Consider the following 16,901-nt stretch of genomic DNA (forward strand, 5'->3'; position numbering starts at 1 on the left):
CTGCCTACTTGCCCAGGGCGGCCAGCGCCCAGAGCTTGTCGACCTCGGCCTTGCGCTCCGAGGCCTTCACCACGTCGAGCGGGCGGATCTGCGGCGCGGCGGGCATCTTGGCCGCGATGTCGGCCGACAGCGGCGTCCCCGGCACGGCGGGGCGCACGAAGCCCTGCGCGAACAGCGTCTGTCCGGCCTCGCTCATGACGAAGTTCAGCCACAGCTTGCCGGCGTTGGGGTTCGGGCCGTTCTTCACCAGGCTGATGGCGTAGGGCGCGGCCACGCTGGCTTCCTTCGGGATCACCACCTCCACCGCGTCGCCCATGCCGTCGACGTGCTTGGCCTTCAGGCCGTCGTTCTCGTAGCTGATCCACACCGGGATCTCGCCCTTCAGGAACTTGGCGTACGGCGTGGTGCCTTCCACGCGCAGCACGTTGCCGGCCGAGTGCAGCTTGCCCAGGTAGTCGGTGCCGGGCTGCACGTTGTCCACGCTGCCGCCGTTGGCGTAGGCCGCGGCGAAGGTCAGCACCTGGCCGATGCCGGTGGAGCGCGGGTCGAGGTAGACCACCGTGTTCTTGAACTCGGGCTTGAGCAGGTCGGCCCAGCCCGTGGGCACGTTCTTCACCAGCTTCCTGTTCACCAGGAAGGCGATGTTCAGCGTGTGGATGGTGAACCAGCGGCCCTCGGCCTCGCGGAACACGGGCGGCAGCTTGTCGAAGTTGGCGGGCTTGAAGGGCGCGACCACGTCCTTCTTCGCGGCATCGACGCCCGAGGCCGCGAAGTAGTAGGCGGTGTCGGCCTGCGGGCGGCGCTTGGTCTTTTCGAGCGCGACCACGGTGGCGGCCGAGCCGATGTCGTTGTAGGTCAGCTCGATCTCGGGGTAGCGCTTCTTGAAGGCCGCGAACAGCGACTTCCAGTTGGCCCATTCGGGGCCGGTGTCGAAGGACACGCACAGGCCTTCCTTCTGCGCCTCGGCGTACAGCGCCTTCTCGCCCGCGTAGAGCTCGGGGCCGTCGAAGGCGAAGGCGGTGCGGGCCGCGAGCGTGGACAGGGACAGTGCGCCTGCGGCCTGGATCAGATGTCTGCGTTGCATGGTGGCTCCTTGGAGGAAATGAAGGAAAGGCTCGGTCAGTGGTCGAGCAAACGAAGGTGTTCGGGCGCGATGGCGATGGCCTTCGCGGCCGGCAATGCCGACTCGGCGAGGAAGGGCCTGGCCGCGCCCGGCACCTCGAAGTCGTAGCGCGTGAGCGCGCCCAGGTAGCGCTGCGCGCCGGTGCGGCCCGCCAGCAGGTTCACGCTGCCGGGCGCCGGGTCGGGCCGGATGTGCTCGGGGCGCACCAGCACGTGCACCGCCGCGCCGAAGGCCCGTGTGCCGGTGGGCGCGGCGAGCTCGGCAAAGCCCAGGTCGATGCGGTCGGGGCCGCTCACCTTCGCGGGCAAGATCGTCGATAGCCCGACGAACTCGGCCACCGCGCGGCTCGCCGGGTGCTCGTAGATGTCGCGCGGCGTGGCGATCTGCAGCAGCCGGCCGTCTTTCAGCATGGCCACGCGGTCGGCCATCACCAGCGCTTCTTCCTGGTCGTGCGTGACCAGCAGCGTGGTGGCGTTGAAGCGCTGCTGAATGGCGCGGATCTGGTCGCGCAGGTGGCCGCGCACGCTGGCGTCGAGCGCCGACAGCGGCTCGTCGAGCAGCAGGGCGCGCGGGTCGATGGCCAGCGCGCGGGCCAGCGCCACGCGCTGCTGCTGCCCGCCGGAGAGTTGCGCGATGCCGCGCTGTGCGTAGTCGCCCAGCCCCACGATGTCGAGCAGGTCCTGCGCGCGCTGGCGCCGCTGGGCCGTGCCCACCTTGCGCAGCTTGAGCCCGTAGGCCACGTTGTCGAGCACGCTCAGGTGCGGAAACAGCGCATAGCTCTGGAACACCATGCCGATGTGGCGCTGGTGCACCGGCGTGCGCGACATGTCGTCGCCGCCCAGCGCGATGCGCCCGGCGTGGCCGGTTTCCAGGCCCGCCACCAGCTTCAGCAGCGTCGACTTGCCCGAACCGCTGGGCCCGATCACCGCGACCAGTTCGCCGGTGCGCACGTCCAGCGACACGTCGTGCAGGCCGTGCGTGCTGCCGGGGTAGTTGTAGCTGACGTTGTCGAGAAGGAGGCTCATGGGAGGGTTACGCGCGTTGCTTCACCAGGGAAGAAGACAGGAGCGCCGACGCGCTCGCCAGCACGAGAAGAATGACCGTGGCCGCGCAGGCAAAGCCCGTGGCGCCGTAGAAAGCCTGCAGCAGCACGACGGGGTAGGTGCGGTTCTGGAAGCTCGTGAGCAGGTTCGACACGCCGAACTCGCCCACCGAAATGGCCGCCACCATCACCAGCCCGCTGATCAGGCTCTGCCGCACGCTGGGCAGCACGATGCCGGTGAACTGCTGCCAGCCCGAGGCGCCGAGCGTGGCGGCCGCCTGTTCGAGCCGGCCCAGGTCGAGGTGGCGCAGGTCGGCCAGCAGCGTGTTGGTGAGGTAGGGCAGCGTGAGGATGGCGTGCGCCGCGATCAGCAGCGGCATCGAGCCCAGCCAGGGCGCCAGGTCGGTGTTGAACACGATCATGTAGCCGAAGGCCATGGTGATCGGCGGCACCGCCACCGGCGTGGCGCTCACGATGCGCGCCGCCAGGCTGCCGCCGCGCCGCGCGCCGTGGTACAGCGCATAGGCCAGCGGCAGCGCCAGCACGGTGTTGATGGCGCAGGCCGACATGGCCACCACCAGGCTGCTGACGAAGGCCTTGCGGAACGAGGTGTCGAGCCACAGGTCGACATACCACTGCCCCGTGATGCCCGTGGGCAGCAGCGTGTTGGTCCAGTTGCCGCCCAGGCTGCCGATCATCAGCAGCGCGATGGGCAGCAGCAGGTACAGGCCGTAGATGAGCGAGATGCCGCGAACCAAGGTTGTCTCCAGTGTCTTGAGCAGCCGGCATACTTTCCGGATGCGCTACTGTCTGCGCAGGGCGTGCCGCAGCAATGTTCCGAATTCTAGGAAGCGCATGGGCACCCATGGGTGAATGTTGGATGACGACACTTGAGCAATTGGAAAATGTTTTTCACGCAGCTTTCACACATGAGGGCCAGGCCGCATGAAGCGTGACTGCCCCACCATCCAGGAGCTGCTGGCTTTCGACGCCGTGGCGCGGCACCAGAGCATCACGCTGGCGGCCGGTGCCCTGTGCATCACCGTGAGCGCGGTCAGCAAGCAGATCGCGGGGCTCGAGGCATTCCTGGGCCGCGAGCTGCTGCAGAAGAACGGGCGCGGCGTGCAGCTCACGCCGCAGGGGCGCGTGTACTGGCAGAAGATTTCGGGCGGCCTGCGCGCCATCGAGACCGCCACCTTCGAGGCGCGCTCGGGCGATGCCGGCGCCGGCCTGCTCACGCTGGCGAGCGTGCCCACCTTCCTCACCAAGTGGCTCATTCCGCGCCTGCCGGCCTTCAGCCAGAAGAGCCGCCACGTCATGTTGAGCTTCAGCCGCCACCTGGAGCCCAGCGACGGCATTCCGGCCGGCGTGGACGCCGCCATCCGCTACGGCCCCGACGGCTGGCCGGGGGTGGTGTCGGAGTACATCGCGGGGCGCGAGTTCGTGCTGATCGTGGCGCGCACGCTGGTCGAGGGGCGCCACCGCATCGCGCAGCCCGCCGACATCCTGGGCCACACGCTGCTGCACCACGAGGGCGCGCCCACCGCCTGGCGCCAGTGGGCCGCGCAGCACGGCGTGCCCGAGGTGCAGACCGTGGCCGGCCCGCGCTTCGCGCAGTACTCGGCGCTGATCCAGGCGGCGCTCAATGGCCTGGGCATCGGCCTCGTGCCCAGGCTGCTGGTGCAGGAAGAGCTGGCCGAAGGCGCGCTCCTGAGCCCGTGCGGCACGCCGGTGAACGTGAACCAGGGGCACTACCTGTGCTACCGGCCGGACCGGCTCGACCTGCCGGCCTTCGCGGCGTTTCGCGCGTGGCTGCTCGACGAAGGCGTGGCCTCGCGCGGCGCGGAGGCCGAGGCATGATCCGTGAAACATCCAAGGAGGTCGAACCGATGAAAGTCGCAGTGATGGGCGCCGGCGCAGTCGGCTGTTTCTATGGCGCCATGCTGGCGCGCGCGGGCCACGAGGTGGTGCTGATCGGGCGGCCTTCGCATGTGGAGGCGGTCAACGCCAAGGGCCTGCGCCTGGAAACCAAGGCCTTCGACGAACACGTGCCGCTCGCCGCAAGCACCGAAGCCAGCGCGGTGCAGGGCGCCGACCTGGTGCTGTTCTGCGTGAAGTCGACCGACACCGAAGCGGCCGCCGCGCAGATCGCGCCGCACCTCGCGCCCGATGCGCTGGTGCTCACGCTGCAGAACGGCGTGGACAACGACGCGCGCGTGCGTTCGGTGCTGGCGTCGAACGAGGTGGCGGCCGCCGTGGTCTACGTGGCCACCGAGATGGCGGGGCCGGGCCATGTGAAGCACCACGGCCGCGGCGAGCTGGTGATCGCGCCGTCGCGGCGCAGCGACGAAGTGGCGCGGCACCTGATCGCGGCCGGCGTGCCCACGCAGATCTCCGGCAACGTGCGCGGCGCGCTCTGGGCCAAGCTCACGCTCAACTGCGCCTACAACGCGCTCTCGGCCATCGCGCAGCTGCCCTACGGCGTGCTGATCGAGGGCACTGGCGTGACCGACGTGGTCCGCGACGTGGTGGCCGAATGCCTGGCCGTGGCCAAGGCCGAAGGCATCGAGGTGGTCGGCGACACCGACGCCGCCGTGCGCGGCATTCCGCAGACCATGCCCTCGCAGTATTCGTCGACCGCGCAGGACCTGGCGCGCGGCAAGCTCAGCGAAATCGACCACCTCAACGGGCTGGTCGTGCGGCGCGGCGAGGCACTGGGTGTGGCCACGCCCGCCAACCGCGTGCTGTTCGTGCTGGTGAAGCTGCTCGAAGGCAAGCAGCAGGCAGTTCGTGCCTAGCCTGGCATCGGCTCGCGCATCGTCACGAACTCTTCCGCAGCCGTCGGGTGGATGCCGATGGTGCTGTCGAACAGCGCCTTGGTCGCGCCCGCGCGCATCGCCACCGCAAAGCCCTGCACCACCTCGCCCGCGTCCGCGCCCACCATGTGCAGGCCGACCACGCGGTCGCTCTTCCTGTCGACCACCAGCTTCATGAAGGTGCGCTCGCTGCTGCCCGACAGCGTGTGGCGCAGCGACTTGAACTCGCTGGAAAACACCGTCACTTCGCCGAACTTCGCGCGCGCATCGATCTCGCTGTAGCCGCAGGTGCCGATGTTCGGATGGGTGAACACCGCCGTGGGAATGAACTCGTAGTCGAGCCGGCGCTTTCCCTTGCCGAACAGTTCGTCGACCACCACCATCGCCTCGGCCAGCGCCACCGGCGTGAGCTGCACGCGCGTGGACACGTCGCCCACCGCATAGATCGACGGCACCGAAGTGCGGTAGTGCGCATCGACCGCGATGGCGCCCTTGTCGTCGAGCTTCACGCCCGCCGCCTCCAGGCCCAGGCCCTGGGTGTTGGGCACGCGGCCCGTGGCGAAGAGCACCGTGTCGGCCTCCACCTGCTGGCCGCGCGCCAGCGTGACGGTGAGCCCGCCGTGCGCACTGCGCGCGACCGATGCGGCCTCGCAGTTGAGCCGGATGTCGACACCGGCCTTGCCCATCTCGTTGGCGACGAACTGCCGCACGTCGTCGTCGAAGCCGGTGAGCAGGTGCGCTCGTCGGTGCAGCTGCGTCACCTTGGCGCCCAGGCCGTTGAAGATCGATGCGAACTCGCAGGCAATGTAGCCGCCGCCCACCACCAGCAGGCGCTTGGGGAAGGGCTCGAGGTCGAACATCGCATCCGAAGTCACGATGTGCTCGCGGCCCGGAATGTCGGGCACGAAGGGCGTGCCGCCGGTGGCCACCAGCAGGTGCTTCGCGGTGTGGCGCTTGCCGTCGATTTCCACCGTGTGGGCGTCGACGAGCTGGGCCCAGCCGGTGATGAGCGTGACGCCCGAATTCTTCAGCAGCGAGCCGTAGATGCCGTTGAGCCGGCCGATCTCCTTGGCGCGCTGCTTCTTCAGGTGCGCCCAGTCGAACTTCGGCGCCTCGGGCAGCGTCCAGCCATAGCCCGCGGCTTCCTCGAAGGCTTCGCCGTAGCCGGCGGCATAGCTGTAGAGCTTCTTGGGAATGCAGCCCACGTTGACGCAGGTGCCGCCCAGGTCGGCGGCCTCGGCCAGGCCGACGCGGGCGCCGGTCTGCGCGGCCATGCGCGCGGCGCGAACGCCGCCGCTGCCGCCGCCGATGACGAAGAGATCGAAGTCGAATGTGCGCATGAAAGCTTGCTCCTAGGCCGACGACTGTAGCGGCGGGCCGAAGGCGGCGTTGCCGGCGGGGCTTGCGCGGCGGCGCGTGGGGCGCGCCGGCGTTGCGGCACGCGAGAATCCGCTGCCGTTGCCCACCGGTGGCAAGGAGGAAACTTCCATGAAAAATAACGAGAACACCCGTCCATTGGCCCTATGGCGCTCCCGAAACAGGAGCGCCATGGCGCTGTGCCTGGGGCTTGCCACCATGTGGGCGGCCACGCCCGCTGCCGCCCAACTTGCGCGCAAGCCCTCTTACTACCAGCAGCAGAACCAGCCGCAACCCGAGGGCCCCGCCGCGCAGCCGGTGCCGCGCCCGTCGGTGCCGTCGTCGCTGCCCGCGCTGCGCAGCCAGGGCGACTTCGACCAGCTGGCGCGCGTCTACGACCCCGGCACGCCGATGCAGCTGGCGCACGTGCTGTTCGCCATCGACCGGCAGGCCAGGCCGCCGCGCATGCACTACATCGACACGCCGCGCTACCAGCTGCATGTGCGCTTCCTGCGCGATACGCGGCTCGTGCCGAACACCGTCAAGCGCGAGATCGACCGCAACTACCTCGTGCCCGAGCGCCGCTTCCTGTTCGGCACGCTGAGCTGGCAGCAGAACATCGGCAGCTTCACCTACGAGTTCTGGGAAGGCGACCGGCTCACCGCGGCGCTGCTGCGGCAGGCCGACGCGCAGGTGAAGGCCAGCTTCTTCGCGCCCGTGAAGTTCAAGACCAACTCCACGCTGCACGAGCGCGTGGCGAAAGAAACCGGCATCGACTTCGTGAGCCAGGAGGCGCTGATCCGCGAGCAGCCCTACCTGCCGATGAACCTGGGCACCGCGACCGGCCGCGTGCGCATCGTGGACGACCCCTCGGGCCTCAATGCACTGCTGCCCGACGACATCGCCGTGCTGCGCCAGGTGCCGATCAACCTGCCGCCCGTGGCCGGCGTGCTGACCGAGCGCGCGTCGACCGCGCTGTCGCACGTCAACCTGCTGGCCAAGGGCTGGGGCATTCCGAACGCCTACGTGCGCGACGCGGCCACGGTGCTGAAAGAGCACGCCGGCCAGTGGGTGGCGCTGAAGGTGGCGGCCTCGGGCTACCAGGTGCGCCGGCTCACGCCCGAAGAGGTTGCCGCGCTGCCGCCGCGTGCCGCGCGTGCGGCCGCCACGGGGGCGGTGCCCGGCAGCGCGCGCGCCATCCAGCCCGACCTGCGCGAAACGCGCCTGCTGCCGCTGGCCGCGCTGCGCGCACGCCACAGCGCGCAATGCGGCGTGAAGGCCGCGAACCTCGGCGCGCTGCAGGCCGCGCGCATTCCGGGCACGTCGGTGCCCGACGGCTTCTGCATTCCGTTCGCGCACTACGAGCGCTTCATGCGCACCCACGGCCTGGCCGGGCGCATCGCGCGCATGCAGCAGCAACCGGGCTTTGCGAGCGATCCGCAGCAGCGGCAGAAGGCGCTGGCGCAGCTGCGCGACGAGATCGTGCAGTGGCCGGTGGATGCGCCCACCGCGGCCGCATGGCGCGCCGCGTGGCAGTCGCAGCTGGGCGGTGGCGGGGTGTTCGTTCGCAGTTCGTCCAACTCCGAAGACCTGCCCGGCTTCAGCGGTGCGGGGCTCTACACCACGGTGCCCAACGTCAAGACCGGCGACGCGCTCGAAGCGGCGGTGAAGAAGGTCTGGGCCTCGGTGTTCAACCCCGAGGCCTGGGAGGCGCGCAGCGCCGCGGGCTTCGGCGCCGAGACGGTGCGGATGGGCGTGTTCGTGCAGACCGCCATCGACGCCACCAACGCCGGCGTGATGATCACGCGCGACCCGTTCGACGCGGGCCATCCGCACGTCACCTACATTTCGGCCAAGCGCGGCATCGGCATTCGCGTGGTCGAGGGGCAGCGTGTGGCGGAGCAGGTGATGTATTCGAGCTGGTCGAAGGCCGTGCAGGTGTTGAGCCGGTCGGCGGAAGACACGGCGCTGCAGCTCGACAAGGACGGCGGCGTGAAGGAGGTGCCGGTCGAAGCGGGGCGCAACGTGCTGACCGACGAACTGGTGGTGCGGCTCGCCAATGTGGGTGCGGCGGTGAAGCGCACCTTCAACGCGGTGGACCAGGACATCGAGTGGGCCACGGTGGGCGAGCGCATCGTGCTGCTGCAGGCGCGGCCGTATGTGGAGCGGCGGCGGTGATGTGACCGCGTCGATGTGGCCGCGCCGATGCCGTGATAGTTTTTGAATCCGTTGCAGCCGGAATCGCATTCTCCAGATCAAATTTCTATCGTGGCGCTGCGGCGCCGATGGACCTAGGCTCGGCGCATCAGCCTGTCACACACCGAGGGTGCTCGCGCACCACTGGACCTGCGCCACTTCGCCGGAGGGGAAGAAGGGAAAAAAAATGGACCACGGGAACGACACTGAAGATTTCCAGGAGTCCAGGCATTTCGAGGCGCACGGCGAACTGCGCATGTTTGCCGAAGGCGCGGTGTTCGTCGGTGCCCGCGTGGTTTGCGCCGGGGGCATCACGGTGCGTGTCGAATGGAAGTCGGCGTTCTACCCCGGGCCGCGCTACCGCAGGAGCGAAGAAGGCATGCAGGACGGCGTGCAGATGCTTCCGCTCGGCTTCCACGAGGCCTTCGACCTGTACCTGCGGCGGCTGCGGGACGCCCAGGCCGACACCATCGTCGCCAGATCGGCCGCCGGCGATGCAAGCTCGCTGGACCCCCGGAACCCGATGAAGCCCGACGTTGCGCATGCCCTGCGCGAAGGCATGCGCCGCGCCGGGCTGCTGGCCGCCGGGCCTTCCTTGTAGAGTGGCAACCAGGGTTTTCACGAAGCGGTGAAAACCCCGATAGTTGAACCCCGCACTGCAAGAAAGCAAAGAGATGACAGAACCCGTGGAGAACAAGGGCTACGCCGGCGACGTGACGCCCGAGCAGGCCGCCCAGTGGATGGCCAGCGGCGAGGCCGTGCTGGTCGACGTGCGCACCGACGCCGAACGCGAATGGGTCGGCTACGTGCCGGGCGGCGTGCCGCTGGCCTGGAAGCAGTGGCCGGGCATGGCGATGAACCCCGCGTTCGACGACGGGGTGCGCGCCGCGGCTGCCGATGGCAGGAAGGTCGTGCTGCTGTGCCGCAGCGGCGTGCGTTCCGTGGCCGCTGCCAGGCGCGCGACCGAACTCGGTGTGGAGGCTTACAACATCCTCGAAGGCTTCGAGGGCAACCCCGACGAACACGGGCACCGGGGGCAGGTCGGAGGCTGGCGCAAGCGCGGGCTGCCCTGGAAGCAGAACTGAACGCGCGTCTGCTGCGAGGCCGACGGCCTTGCGTCTGCGCTGCTTGACCATGCGCGCAGCGCCTCGTACAGCTGTGCAGGGCCGGGCAGGATGTCCTTCAGCCCATCGCGTACGCGCTCATGGCGGGGTCAGGAGATCGGGGCGATGGGCTCGGAGCCAGTTTTCGGCGCCGGCCAGCAATTTCGTGGCTTGGTCGATGCAGGCCTGCAGCGTGGCGGTGGAAACCGGGTCGCCTTCATAGTCGCTCACATTGCGTTGCCGACGCAGCGCATCGAGCACGATGATGTCCGGCTGCGCCACGCCCATCGTGAGGCCCAGGCTCTGTATGGCCGTCTGATGGTGGCCGGGTTGGCTGGTGGACGTGCGGTAACCGTTGGCCCACAAAGCCAGCATCGCGCATTGCATGATGCATTTGTAGGCCGCATCGAACCGGTTGTCGGTGCTGAGTTGTGCAATATGCGCGTCGGCCAGATTTCGCCGCGCCGCCTGACGCAGTTTGGCGATGCCCGCGGCATCAGGCTGGTGGGCCTGCAGCCGCCCGATCGCCAGCAAGTTCTGCAAGCTCATCGGCTCCTCCCTTCACAAGCAATTTTGGTTTGGCCAGTATGTCGCGCGCGAATGCGTCGCCACTGCGCGCGCGTTGCGCAAACTCCTCGGGTGTGTAGAGCACCGTGTTCACCTCGCGACCCAGCGCCGCATGCAGAGGAAACACCGCCTGTGCCAGCGTCATGAAATCCACGCTGCCCAACACCAGCAGGTCCACATCGCTGCCCGGCGAGGGCGTGCCGCGCGCCACCGAGCCAAACACCAGCGCCAACCGGATCTGCGCATCCAGCGGCGCCAGCGCCTCGCGCACGGCAGGCAACACGCCATGCGTCTTGCGAAACAGTGCCGCCAGATCCTCGAACAGGGGGTGGCGCGTGTTGGCGTTGTAACGCACCTGATTGCCTTGTTCGCTGCGCAGCAGCAGGCCGGTGCGCGCCAGCTTGTCGACTTCTCGCGCCAGCGTGCCCGCATGGCTGTCGGTCAGGCGCGCAAGCTCCCGCAGATGAAAGGCCGACTGCGGCTGCAGCAGCAGCACCGCCAGCACGCGCTGCCGCGCGGCGGGGAACAGCAGGTTCATCAGGGAAGGGTCGTTGCTCATTAGGCGACGATTGTTGCTAATAAGGCGACATTCGACAAGGCCTGCCGCATCAAATGCGGTGCATTGGTCTGGCCGCGCAAAAGCTCAGGCTCCGATGACTTGCCGCTCGCGCCCCGAACAGCAGCGTCAAAAACACACAGCAGAAACAAAACAGGCCCACCGATCTCCCGGCAGGCCCTTGCAAAGACAACTGAGCGTGCGTCAGCTCAGCGCCGGAATCCGCAGCTTCTGCCCCGGATAGATCTTGTCCGGACTGCTCAGCATCGGCTTGTTCGCCTCGAAGATCGCGTTGTACTTGTTGGCGTCGCCGTAGTACTTCTTCGAGATGGCCGACAGCGTGTCGCCGCGCACCACGTCGTGGTACTGCGCAGGCGGCGCGGCCGGGGCCACCAGGTTGTTGTCGACGCTGGTCACGTTGGCCACATTGCCTGCGGCCAGCGAGGCCTTCTCGCTGGCTTCCTGCGACGGTGCGTTGCCCGCCAGGGTGACCACGCCGGTGCTGGCCGTGTAGGTCACCACCAGCGCCGTGAGGCCGAGGTTCTGGGTCTCGATGTAGGTCTTGATGGCCGCCGCTGCGGCCGTGTTCGCGTCCGGTGCGTCCGGCGTGGCGGCGTGGGCCGACGATCCGCCGAACAGTTTTTCACCGGCCTCCTTGATGAAGCTGAGCAATCCCATGGTGTTCTCCTTGTGCCGTGGTGGATGGAAGGTGGAAGCCTTTGAAAGCCGAATGTAGGCGCGTAACGCGGTGCCCGGTCGTAGGCCCATGCCGCGTATGCGACCGGCCCGCCGGCAGGGCCGGGCACAAAGTCGCAATAATCCCGCGCATGTCCTCCCCCTTCCTCGCCATCGACATCGGCAACACCCGCCTCAAATGGGCGCTCTACGACTCGGCCCGCCCCGGCGCCGCGTTGCAGGCGCAGGGCGCCGAATTTCTCGACCACATCGAACGGCTGGCCGACGGCCCTTGGGCCGACCTGCCGGCGCCTGCGTCCATGCTGGGCTGCGTGGTGGCCGGCGACGCGGTGCGCCGCCGCGCCGAAGAACAGATCGACGAGCGTTTCGACTGCACGCCCCGCTGGGTGATGCCGAGCGCGGGCGAGGCCGGCATCGTCAACGGCTACGACCACCCCACACGCCTGGGCGCCGACCGCTTCGTGGCCATGATCGGCGCGCGCCACCGCATGCTGGCCGAGCGCGCCGGTCGCGAACCGCTGCCGATGGTGGTGGTGATGATCGGCACCGCGGTGACGGTCGAGGCCATCGACGCCGACGGCAAGTTCCTGGGCGGGCTGATCCTGCCGGGCCACGGCATCATGCTGCGCGCGCTGGAGTCGGGTACCGCGGGCTTGCATGTGCCCACCGGCGAGGTGCGCGAATTTCCCACCAACACCAGCGACGCGCTCACCAGCGGCGGCACCTATGCCATTGCGGGCGCGGTCGAGCGCATGGTGCAGCACGTGCGCTCGCACTGCGGCGCCGAGCCGGCCTGCTACATGACCGGCGGCGCGGGCTGGAAGATGGCGCCCGTCATGAACGGGCACTTCGAGCTGGTCGAGAGCCTGATCATGGACGGGCTGCTGGTGATCGCCCGGGAACGGGCGGCCGCCTGAAGAGCCTGCGGCTCAGGGCCGCATCAGCGCCTCGCCCATCGCCTGGAACGCGGGCAGCGTGAGCGGGTCGTTGGCGCCGTTGGCCGCCACCGGGTGCGCCGCGTAGCGCACGATCACCATCTCGGCCTTCGGGTCCACGTAGATGCTCTGGCCGTGGATGCCGCGCGCCATGTACGCGCCGTGCGGGTTGTGCGACACCCACCACATGTCGCGGTACGACCAGCCCTGCAGCAGCGGGTAGCCGGCCTTGACGAACTTGGCCGGATCGCCGCCGCGCTGGATGTCCTGCACCACCGCCTTCGGAATGGCCTGCTGCCCGTTGGAGGCACGCCCGTCGTTGCGCAGGGTCTCGCCGAAGCGCGCCAGGTCGCGCAGCACGGTGTTCAGGCCGCCGCCGCCCGACTCGGTGCCGATGCGGTCGACCATGAAGTAGGCGTCCTGCTCGGCGCCGATGCGCCGCCAGATCTTCTCGCTCAGCAGGTCGGCCAGCGACTGGTTGCTGGCGCGGCGCAGCACCCAGGCCAGCACCTCGGCGTTGACCGTCTTGTAGGCGAAGGCATCGCCGTGCTCGCCTTCCTTCTTCAGCGTGGCCAGGAACTCGTAGAACGACTTGGGGCCCGCATAGCCCGGGCCCTGCACCAGCATGCCGCCGGCACGGGCGTAGTCCCAGATCTCGGCCTTGGGGTCGGCGTAGTTCTCGGAGTAGTGCACGCCGACCGTCATGTCCATCACCTGGCGCACGGTGGCGTCGCCGTACGCGGTGTCCTTCAGCTCGGGGATGTACCGGGTGACCAGGGCCGCCGGGTCGAGCTTGCCTTCGTCCGCGAGGATGGCCGCCAGCGTGCCCACGAAGGACTTGGTGACCGACATCGCGATGTGCGGGCGCTCGGGCGTGAGCGCGCCGAAGTACTTCTCGTAGACCACCTTGCCGCGGTGCATCACGAGGATGCCGTCGGTGTAGGTGCCGGAGATCATCTGGGCGAAGTTCAGCGTCTGGTCGCTGCCCAGGGGCTTGAACGTGACGGCCTCGATCTGGATGCGCGGCGTTGCGGACGGCAGCGGGCTCGCCGCGCCGCTGCCGCGCCACACGTTGGCCGTGGGCACGGTCTCGCGCACATGCGAGAAGCTCCAGCGCGTGCGCGGAAACACGCCGCCGGCCGGGTTGTCGAAGGTGATGAGCTTGTCGGGCGGGGGCGGGAAGCCCTTCATCCAGCCCAGTGCGTCGACCGAGGTGGCCGCGGGGTCGGGCAGCGCGGCGGGCGCAGGTGTCTGGGCGTTGGAGGTGTTCACTGCGAGCAGGGCGAAGGCGGCGGCGAGCGCCGTGCGAATGAAGAGGGACATGTTGTTTCGAGCAAAGAAGATCAACGGCCGCTGAAGCGCGCGGGACGGCGTTCGACGAAGGAGCGCACGCCCTCGGCGGCGTCTTCGCTGTTCGACAGGCGCTTCTGCGTCTCGATGAACTCGCTCACCGCGGCCAGCGGGCCGTGCTCGATGGCCTTGAGCACGTTGAGCCGCGTGGCCACCACCGCCAGCGGTGCCTGCGCCGCGATGCGCTGCGCAATGGCCAGCGCCGCGTCGAGTTCCTGCCCCGCCGGTACCACCTTCTGCACGAAGTTCAGGCGGTAGGCCTCGGCGCTGTCGAACTCGTCGGCCGTCAGCAGGTGCAGCATGGCGTTGCCCAGCCCGGCGCGCTCGGCCATGCGCAGCGTGGCGCCGCCCGTGGCCATGATGCCGCGCTGCACCTCCATCTGCGAGAAGCGGCAGTTGTCGGCCGCCACCACGATGTCCGCGCCCAGCATCAGCTCGATGCCCACCGTGAAGCAGATGCCCTTCACGGCCACCACCATCGGCTTGGTGCGGCGGCGGTAGCCCTCGAGGCCGAAGTCGTGCGGCTCGACCAGCCCTTGCGGAATGGCCTTTTCGCCGCGCTTCATGTATTCGGCGACCGCCGGCAGGTCCAGGCCCGCCGTGAAGTGGTCGCCGAAGGCATGCAGCACGCCCACGCGCAGTGCAGGGTCATCGTCCAGCCGGGTGTAGGCCTCGGCCAGCTGCTTGAACATGGGCGGCGTCCAGCCGTTGCGCTTGGCCGGGCGGTTGATGCCGATCAGCAGCACGTGGTCGAGCACCTGGGTGTCGATGCAGCCTTCGGCGGGCGGGGAGGTGGGGGTGGCGGTCATGGTTTTTTTGTCTCCGGGTTGTTCTTGTTGTGTGGCTCAGTAGGTGTAGACGCCGCGGCCGGTCTTGCGGCCCAGCTGGCCTGCAGCGACCATTTCCTTCAGCAGCGGGCAGGGGCGGTACTTGGAGTCGCCGAACTGCTCGAGGTAGACCTCCATCACCGCCAGGCACACGTCCAGGCCGATCATGTCGGCCAGCGCCAGCGGGCCGATGGGCTGGTTGCAGCCCAGCTTCATGCCGGCGTCGATGTCTTCCGCCGTGGCAATGCCCTCGGACAGCACGAAGAAGGCCTCGTTGATCATCGGCACCAGGATGCGGTTGACCACGAAGCCCGGCGCGTTCTTCACCGTGATGGGCGACTTGCCCAGCGTCACGGCCAGCGCCTTCACCGCGTCGTGCGTGGCGTCGCTCGTGAGGTAGCCGCGGATCAGCTCCACCAGCGCCATCATCGGCACCGGGTTGAAGAAGTGCATGCCGATGAAGCGGTCGGGGCGCGAGGTGGCGGCGGCCAGCTGCGTGATCGAGATCGACGAGGTGTTCGACGCGATGATCACTTCGGGCGCCAGCAGTTCGTCGACCTGCTTCAGGATCTTGAGCTTGAGCGCGTGGTTCTCGGTGGCTGCCTCGATGACCAGCTGCGCGCCCTTCAGGTCGTCGTAGTTCGTCGAGCCTTTGATCAGCGCCAGCGCGGCGGTCTTCTGCTCGGCGGTGAGCTTCTCTTTCTTGATCAGGCGGTCGAGGCTGCCCGACACGGTGGCCAGGCCCTTGTCGACCGCCGCCTGGGCGATGTCGACCATCACCACGTTCACGCCGGCCACCGCGCAGGCCTGCGCGATGCCGTTGCCCATTGTTCCGGCGCCGATGATGCCGACAGTCTGGATAGCCATGAGAAAACTCCTTGAAGAAACAAAAAAAGGGGGGGCGCGCGGCGGGTGCCACGGCAAGCCGTCGATTGTGAATCAGCCCCATGGCCGCGCCGTTGCCGCGTGTGACACGGCCGGCGCGTGGGTGGCTTACAGTCCTGCGGTTGCTTTTTCCCCTCCCCTCTCCTCTCTCTTCCCGACTTCCGACCATGACCACCCTCGGCACCCCCCTTTCCCCCTCCGCCACCCGCGTGATGCTGCTCGGCTCCGGTGAACTCGGCAAGGAGGTGCTGATCGCCCTGCAGCGCCTCGGCGTCGAGACCATCGCGGTGGACCGCTACGAGAACGCGCCCGGCCAGCAGGTGGCGCATCACGCGCGCACCATCACCATGAGCGACCCCGCGCAGCTCAAGGCGCTGATCGAGGCCGAGAAGCCCACGCTGGTGGTGCCCGAGATCGAGGCCATCGCCACGCAGACGCTGCAGGAGCTCGAGGACGCCGGCGTGGTGCGCGTCATTCCCACCGCCCGCGCCGCCCGCCTCACGATGGACCGCGAAGGCATCCGCCGCCTGGCCGCCGAGACGCTGGGCGTGCCCACCAGCCCCTACAAGTTCTGCGACTCGCTGGCCGAGCTGAAGGCCGCCATCGACGCCGGCATCGGCTACCCCTGCATCGTGAAGCCCGTGATGAGCAGCTCCGGCAAGGGCCAGAGCAAGATCGACGGCCCGGCCGACGTGCAGAAGGCCTGGGACTACGCCATGGCCGGCGGCCGCGTGAGCCACGGCCGCGTGATCGTCGAGGGCTTCATCGACTTCGACTACGAGATCACGCTGCTGACCGTGCGCGCCCAGGATGGCGCGGGCGCCGTGGAAACGAAGTTCTGCGACCCCATCGGCCACGTGCAGGTGAGCGGCGACTACGTGGAAAGCTGGCAGCCGCACCCCATGGCGCCCGCCGCGCTGCACAAGGCGCAGCAGATCGCGCAGGCCGTCACCGCCGACCTGGGCGGCCAGGGCCTGTTCGGCGTCGAACTCTTCGTGAAGGGCGACGAGGTCTGGTTCAGCGAGGTCAGCCCGCGCCCGCACGACACCGGCATGGTCACCATGGCCACGCAGTGGCAGAACGAGTTCGAGCTGCATGCGCGCGCCATCCTCGGCCTGCCGGTCGACACCTCGCTCAAGAGCCCGGGCGCCAGCGCGGTGATCTACGGCGGCGTGGACGCCACCGGCATCGCCTTCGACGGCGTGGCCGAGGCGTTGCAGGTGCCCGGCAGCGACATCCGCCTGTTCGGCAAGCCTGAGAGCTTCACCAAGCGCCGCATGGGCGTGGCGCTGGTGCATGCGGCCGACACCGATACCGCACGCAAGCTCGCCAAGGAAGCCGCATCCCGGGTGAAGCCGCGCAAGGCCTGATCGCGCACTGCGGTTGCTAAGGATGAACCCGCGCACCGCAGGCGGGTAGCCAGTTTTCGCAAGCCGCGCCGCAACGGCG

General features: G+C 68.7%; 17 protein-coding genes. 7 read left to right on the forward strand and 10 right to left on the reverse strand.

What is annotated here, in order from left to right; translation table 11 throughout:
• Positions 1-4: 4 nt before the first annotated feature.
• The 3 genes from ACSFBM_RS32420 to ACSFBM_RS32430 are packed head-to-tail and all read right to left on the reverse strand — an operon-like array spanning position 5 to position 2,923.
• Positions 5-1,084 (reverse strand): extracellular solute-binding protein, encoded by a 1,080-nt coding sequence (locus ACSFBM_RS32420; protein WP_435488061.1) that lies wholly within the window; start codon positions 1,082-1,084, stop codon positions 5-7.
• A 35-nt stretch (positions 1,085-1,119) separates the two neighbouring features.
• Positions 1,120-2,148: an ABC transporter ATP-binding protein gene (locus tag ACSFBM_RS32425; RefSeq protein WP_435488062.1), complete on the reverse strand. Its 1,029-nt coding sequence runs from the start codon at positions 2,146-2,148 to the stop codon at positions 1,120-1,122.
• Positions 2,149-2,155: 7 nt separating this feature from the next.
• Complete coding sequence (locus tag ACSFBM_RS32430) at positions 2,156-2,923, reverse strand: ABC transporter permease (protein ID WP_435488063.1); 768 nt, start codon at positions 2,921-2,923, stop codon at positions 2,156-2,158.
• A gap of 187 nt (positions 2,924-3,110) precedes the next feature.
• On the opposite strand from ACSFBM_RS32430, the gene ACSFBM_RS32435 reads away from it, so the two are divergent.
• Complete coding sequence (locus tag ACSFBM_RS32435) at positions 3,111-4,025, forward strand: LysR substrate-binding domain-containing protein (RefSeq protein WP_435437634.1); 915 nt, start codon at positions 3,111-3,113, stop codon at positions 4,023-4,025.
• A 29-nt stretch (positions 4,026-4,054) separates the two neighbouring features.
• Positions 4,055-4,963 (forward strand): ketopantoate reductase family protein, encoded by a 909-nt coding sequence (locus ACSFBM_RS32440; RefSeq protein WP_435488064.1) that lies wholly within the window; start codon positions 4,055-4,057, stop codon positions 4,961-4,963.
• Here ACSFBM_RS32440 and gorA read toward each other — a convergent pair.
• Positions 4,960-6,321, reverse strand: coding sequence for a glutathione-disulfide reductase (gorA, locus tag ACSFBM_RS32445; RefSeq protein WP_435488065.1), 1,362 nt, complete (start codon positions 6,319-6,321; stop codon positions 4,960-4,962). The genes ACSFBM_RS32440 and gorA overlap by 4 nt on opposite strands.
• Positions 6,322-6,469: 148 nt before the next feature.
• Here gorA and ACSFBM_RS32450 point away from each other — a divergent pair, with 148 nt between their 5' ends.
• The 3 genes from ACSFBM_RS32450 (at position 6,470) to ACSFBM_RS32460 (ending at position 9,618) form a co-directional block, all read left to right on the forward strand.
• Positions 6,470-8,515: a PEP/pyruvate-binding domain-containing protein gene (locus tag ACSFBM_RS32450; protein ID WP_435488066.1), complete on the forward strand. Its 2,046-nt coding sequence runs from the start codon at positions 6,470-6,472 to the stop codon at positions 8,513-8,515.
• Positions 8,516-8,720: 205 nt separating this feature from the next.
• Positions 8,721-9,134, forward strand: coding sequence for a hypothetical protein (locus ACSFBM_RS32455; protein ID WP_435488067.1), 414 nt, complete (start codon positions 8,721-8,723; stop codon positions 9,132-9,134).
• A gap of 73 nt (positions 9,135-9,207) precedes the next feature.
• Positions 9,208-9,618, forward strand: coding sequence for a rhodanese-like domain-containing protein (locus ACSFBM_RS32460; RefSeq protein WP_435488068.1), 411 nt, complete (start codon positions 9,208-9,210; stop codon positions 9,616-9,618).
• A gap of 117 nt (positions 9,619-9,735) precedes the next feature.
• On the opposite strand, the gene ACSFBM_RS32465 is transcribed toward ACSFBM_RS32460, so the two are convergent.
• The 3 genes from ACSFBM_RS32465 to lysM all read right to left on the reverse strand — a co-directional run bounded on the left by ACSFBM_RS32465 (position 9,736) and on the right by lysM (position 11,437).
• Positions 9,736-10,185 carry a DNA-binding protein gene (locus ACSFBM_RS32465; RefSeq protein WP_435488069.1) on the reverse strand — a complete coding sequence of 150 codons (450 nt, stop codon included), beginning with the start codon at positions 10,183-10,185 and terminating at the stop codon, positions 9,736-9,738.
• Positions 10,133-10,741 (reverse strand): nucleotidyltransferase domain-containing protein, encoded by a 609-nt coding sequence (locus ACSFBM_RS32470; protein WP_435488070.1) that lies wholly within the window; start codon positions 10,739-10,741, stop codon positions 10,133-10,135. Before ACSFBM_RS32470 ends, ACSFBM_RS32465 begins: the two co-directional genes overlap by 53 nt.
• Before the next feature lie 222 nt (positions 10,742-10,963).
• Positions 10,964-11,437 carry a peptidoglycan-binding protein LysM gene (lysM, locus tag ACSFBM_RS32475; RefSeq protein WP_435488071.1) on the reverse strand — a complete coding sequence of 158 codons (474 nt, stop codon included), beginning with the start codon at positions 11,435-11,437 and terminating at the stop codon, positions 10,964-10,966.
• Between the two features lie 149 nt (positions 11,438-11,586).
• On the opposite strand from lysM, the gene ACSFBM_RS32480 reads away from it, so the two are divergent.
• Positions 11,587-12,372: a type III pantothenate kinase gene (locus tag ACSFBM_RS32480; RefSeq protein WP_435437641.1), complete on the forward strand. Its 786-nt coding sequence runs from the start codon at positions 11,587-11,589 to the stop codon at positions 12,370-12,372.
• A 12-nt stretch (positions 12,373-12,384) separates the two neighbouring features.
• Here ACSFBM_RS32480 and ACSFBM_RS32485 read toward each other — a convergent pair whose 3' ends face one another.
• From ACSFBM_RS32485 to ACSFBM_RS32495, 3 genes are read right to left on the reverse strand one after another with little or no spacing between them, the layout of a single operon-like run.
• On the reverse strand, positions 12,385-13,713 hold the full coding sequence (locus tag ACSFBM_RS32485; protein ID WP_435488072.1) for a serine hydrolase domain-containing protein: 1,329 nt from the start codon (positions 13,711-13,713) through the stop codon (positions 12,385-12,387).
• 20 nt (positions 13,714-13,733) lie between these two features.
• Positions 13,734-14,549, reverse strand: coding sequence for a crotonase/enoyl-CoA hydratase family protein (locus ACSFBM_RS32490; RefSeq protein ID WP_435488073.1), 816 nt, complete (start codon positions 14,547-14,549; stop codon positions 13,734-13,736).
• A gap of 36 nt (positions 14,550-14,585) precedes the next feature.
• On the reverse strand, positions 14,586-15,434 hold the full coding sequence (locus ACSFBM_RS32495; RefSeq protein WP_435488074.1) for a 3-hydroxybutyryl-CoA dehydrogenase: 849 nt from the start codon (positions 15,432-15,434) through the stop codon (positions 14,586-14,588).
• A 185-nt stretch (positions 15,435-15,619) separates the two neighbouring features.
• Between ACSFBM_RS32495 and purT the strand changes: the two genes are divergently transcribed.
• A complete protein-coding gene (gene purT, locus ACSFBM_RS32500) occupies positions 15,620-16,822 on the forward strand; it encodes a formate-dependent phosphoribosylglycinamide formyltransferase (protein ID WP_435488075.1) in 1,203 nt (400 codons plus the stop codon).
• Positions 16,823-16,901: the final 79 nt, after the last annotated feature.

The sequence above is a fragment of the Variovorax pasteuri genome, from assembly GCF_051216435.1.
GTDB lineage: Bacteria > Pseudomonadota > Gammaproteobacteria > Burkholderiales > Burkholderiaceae_C > Variovorax.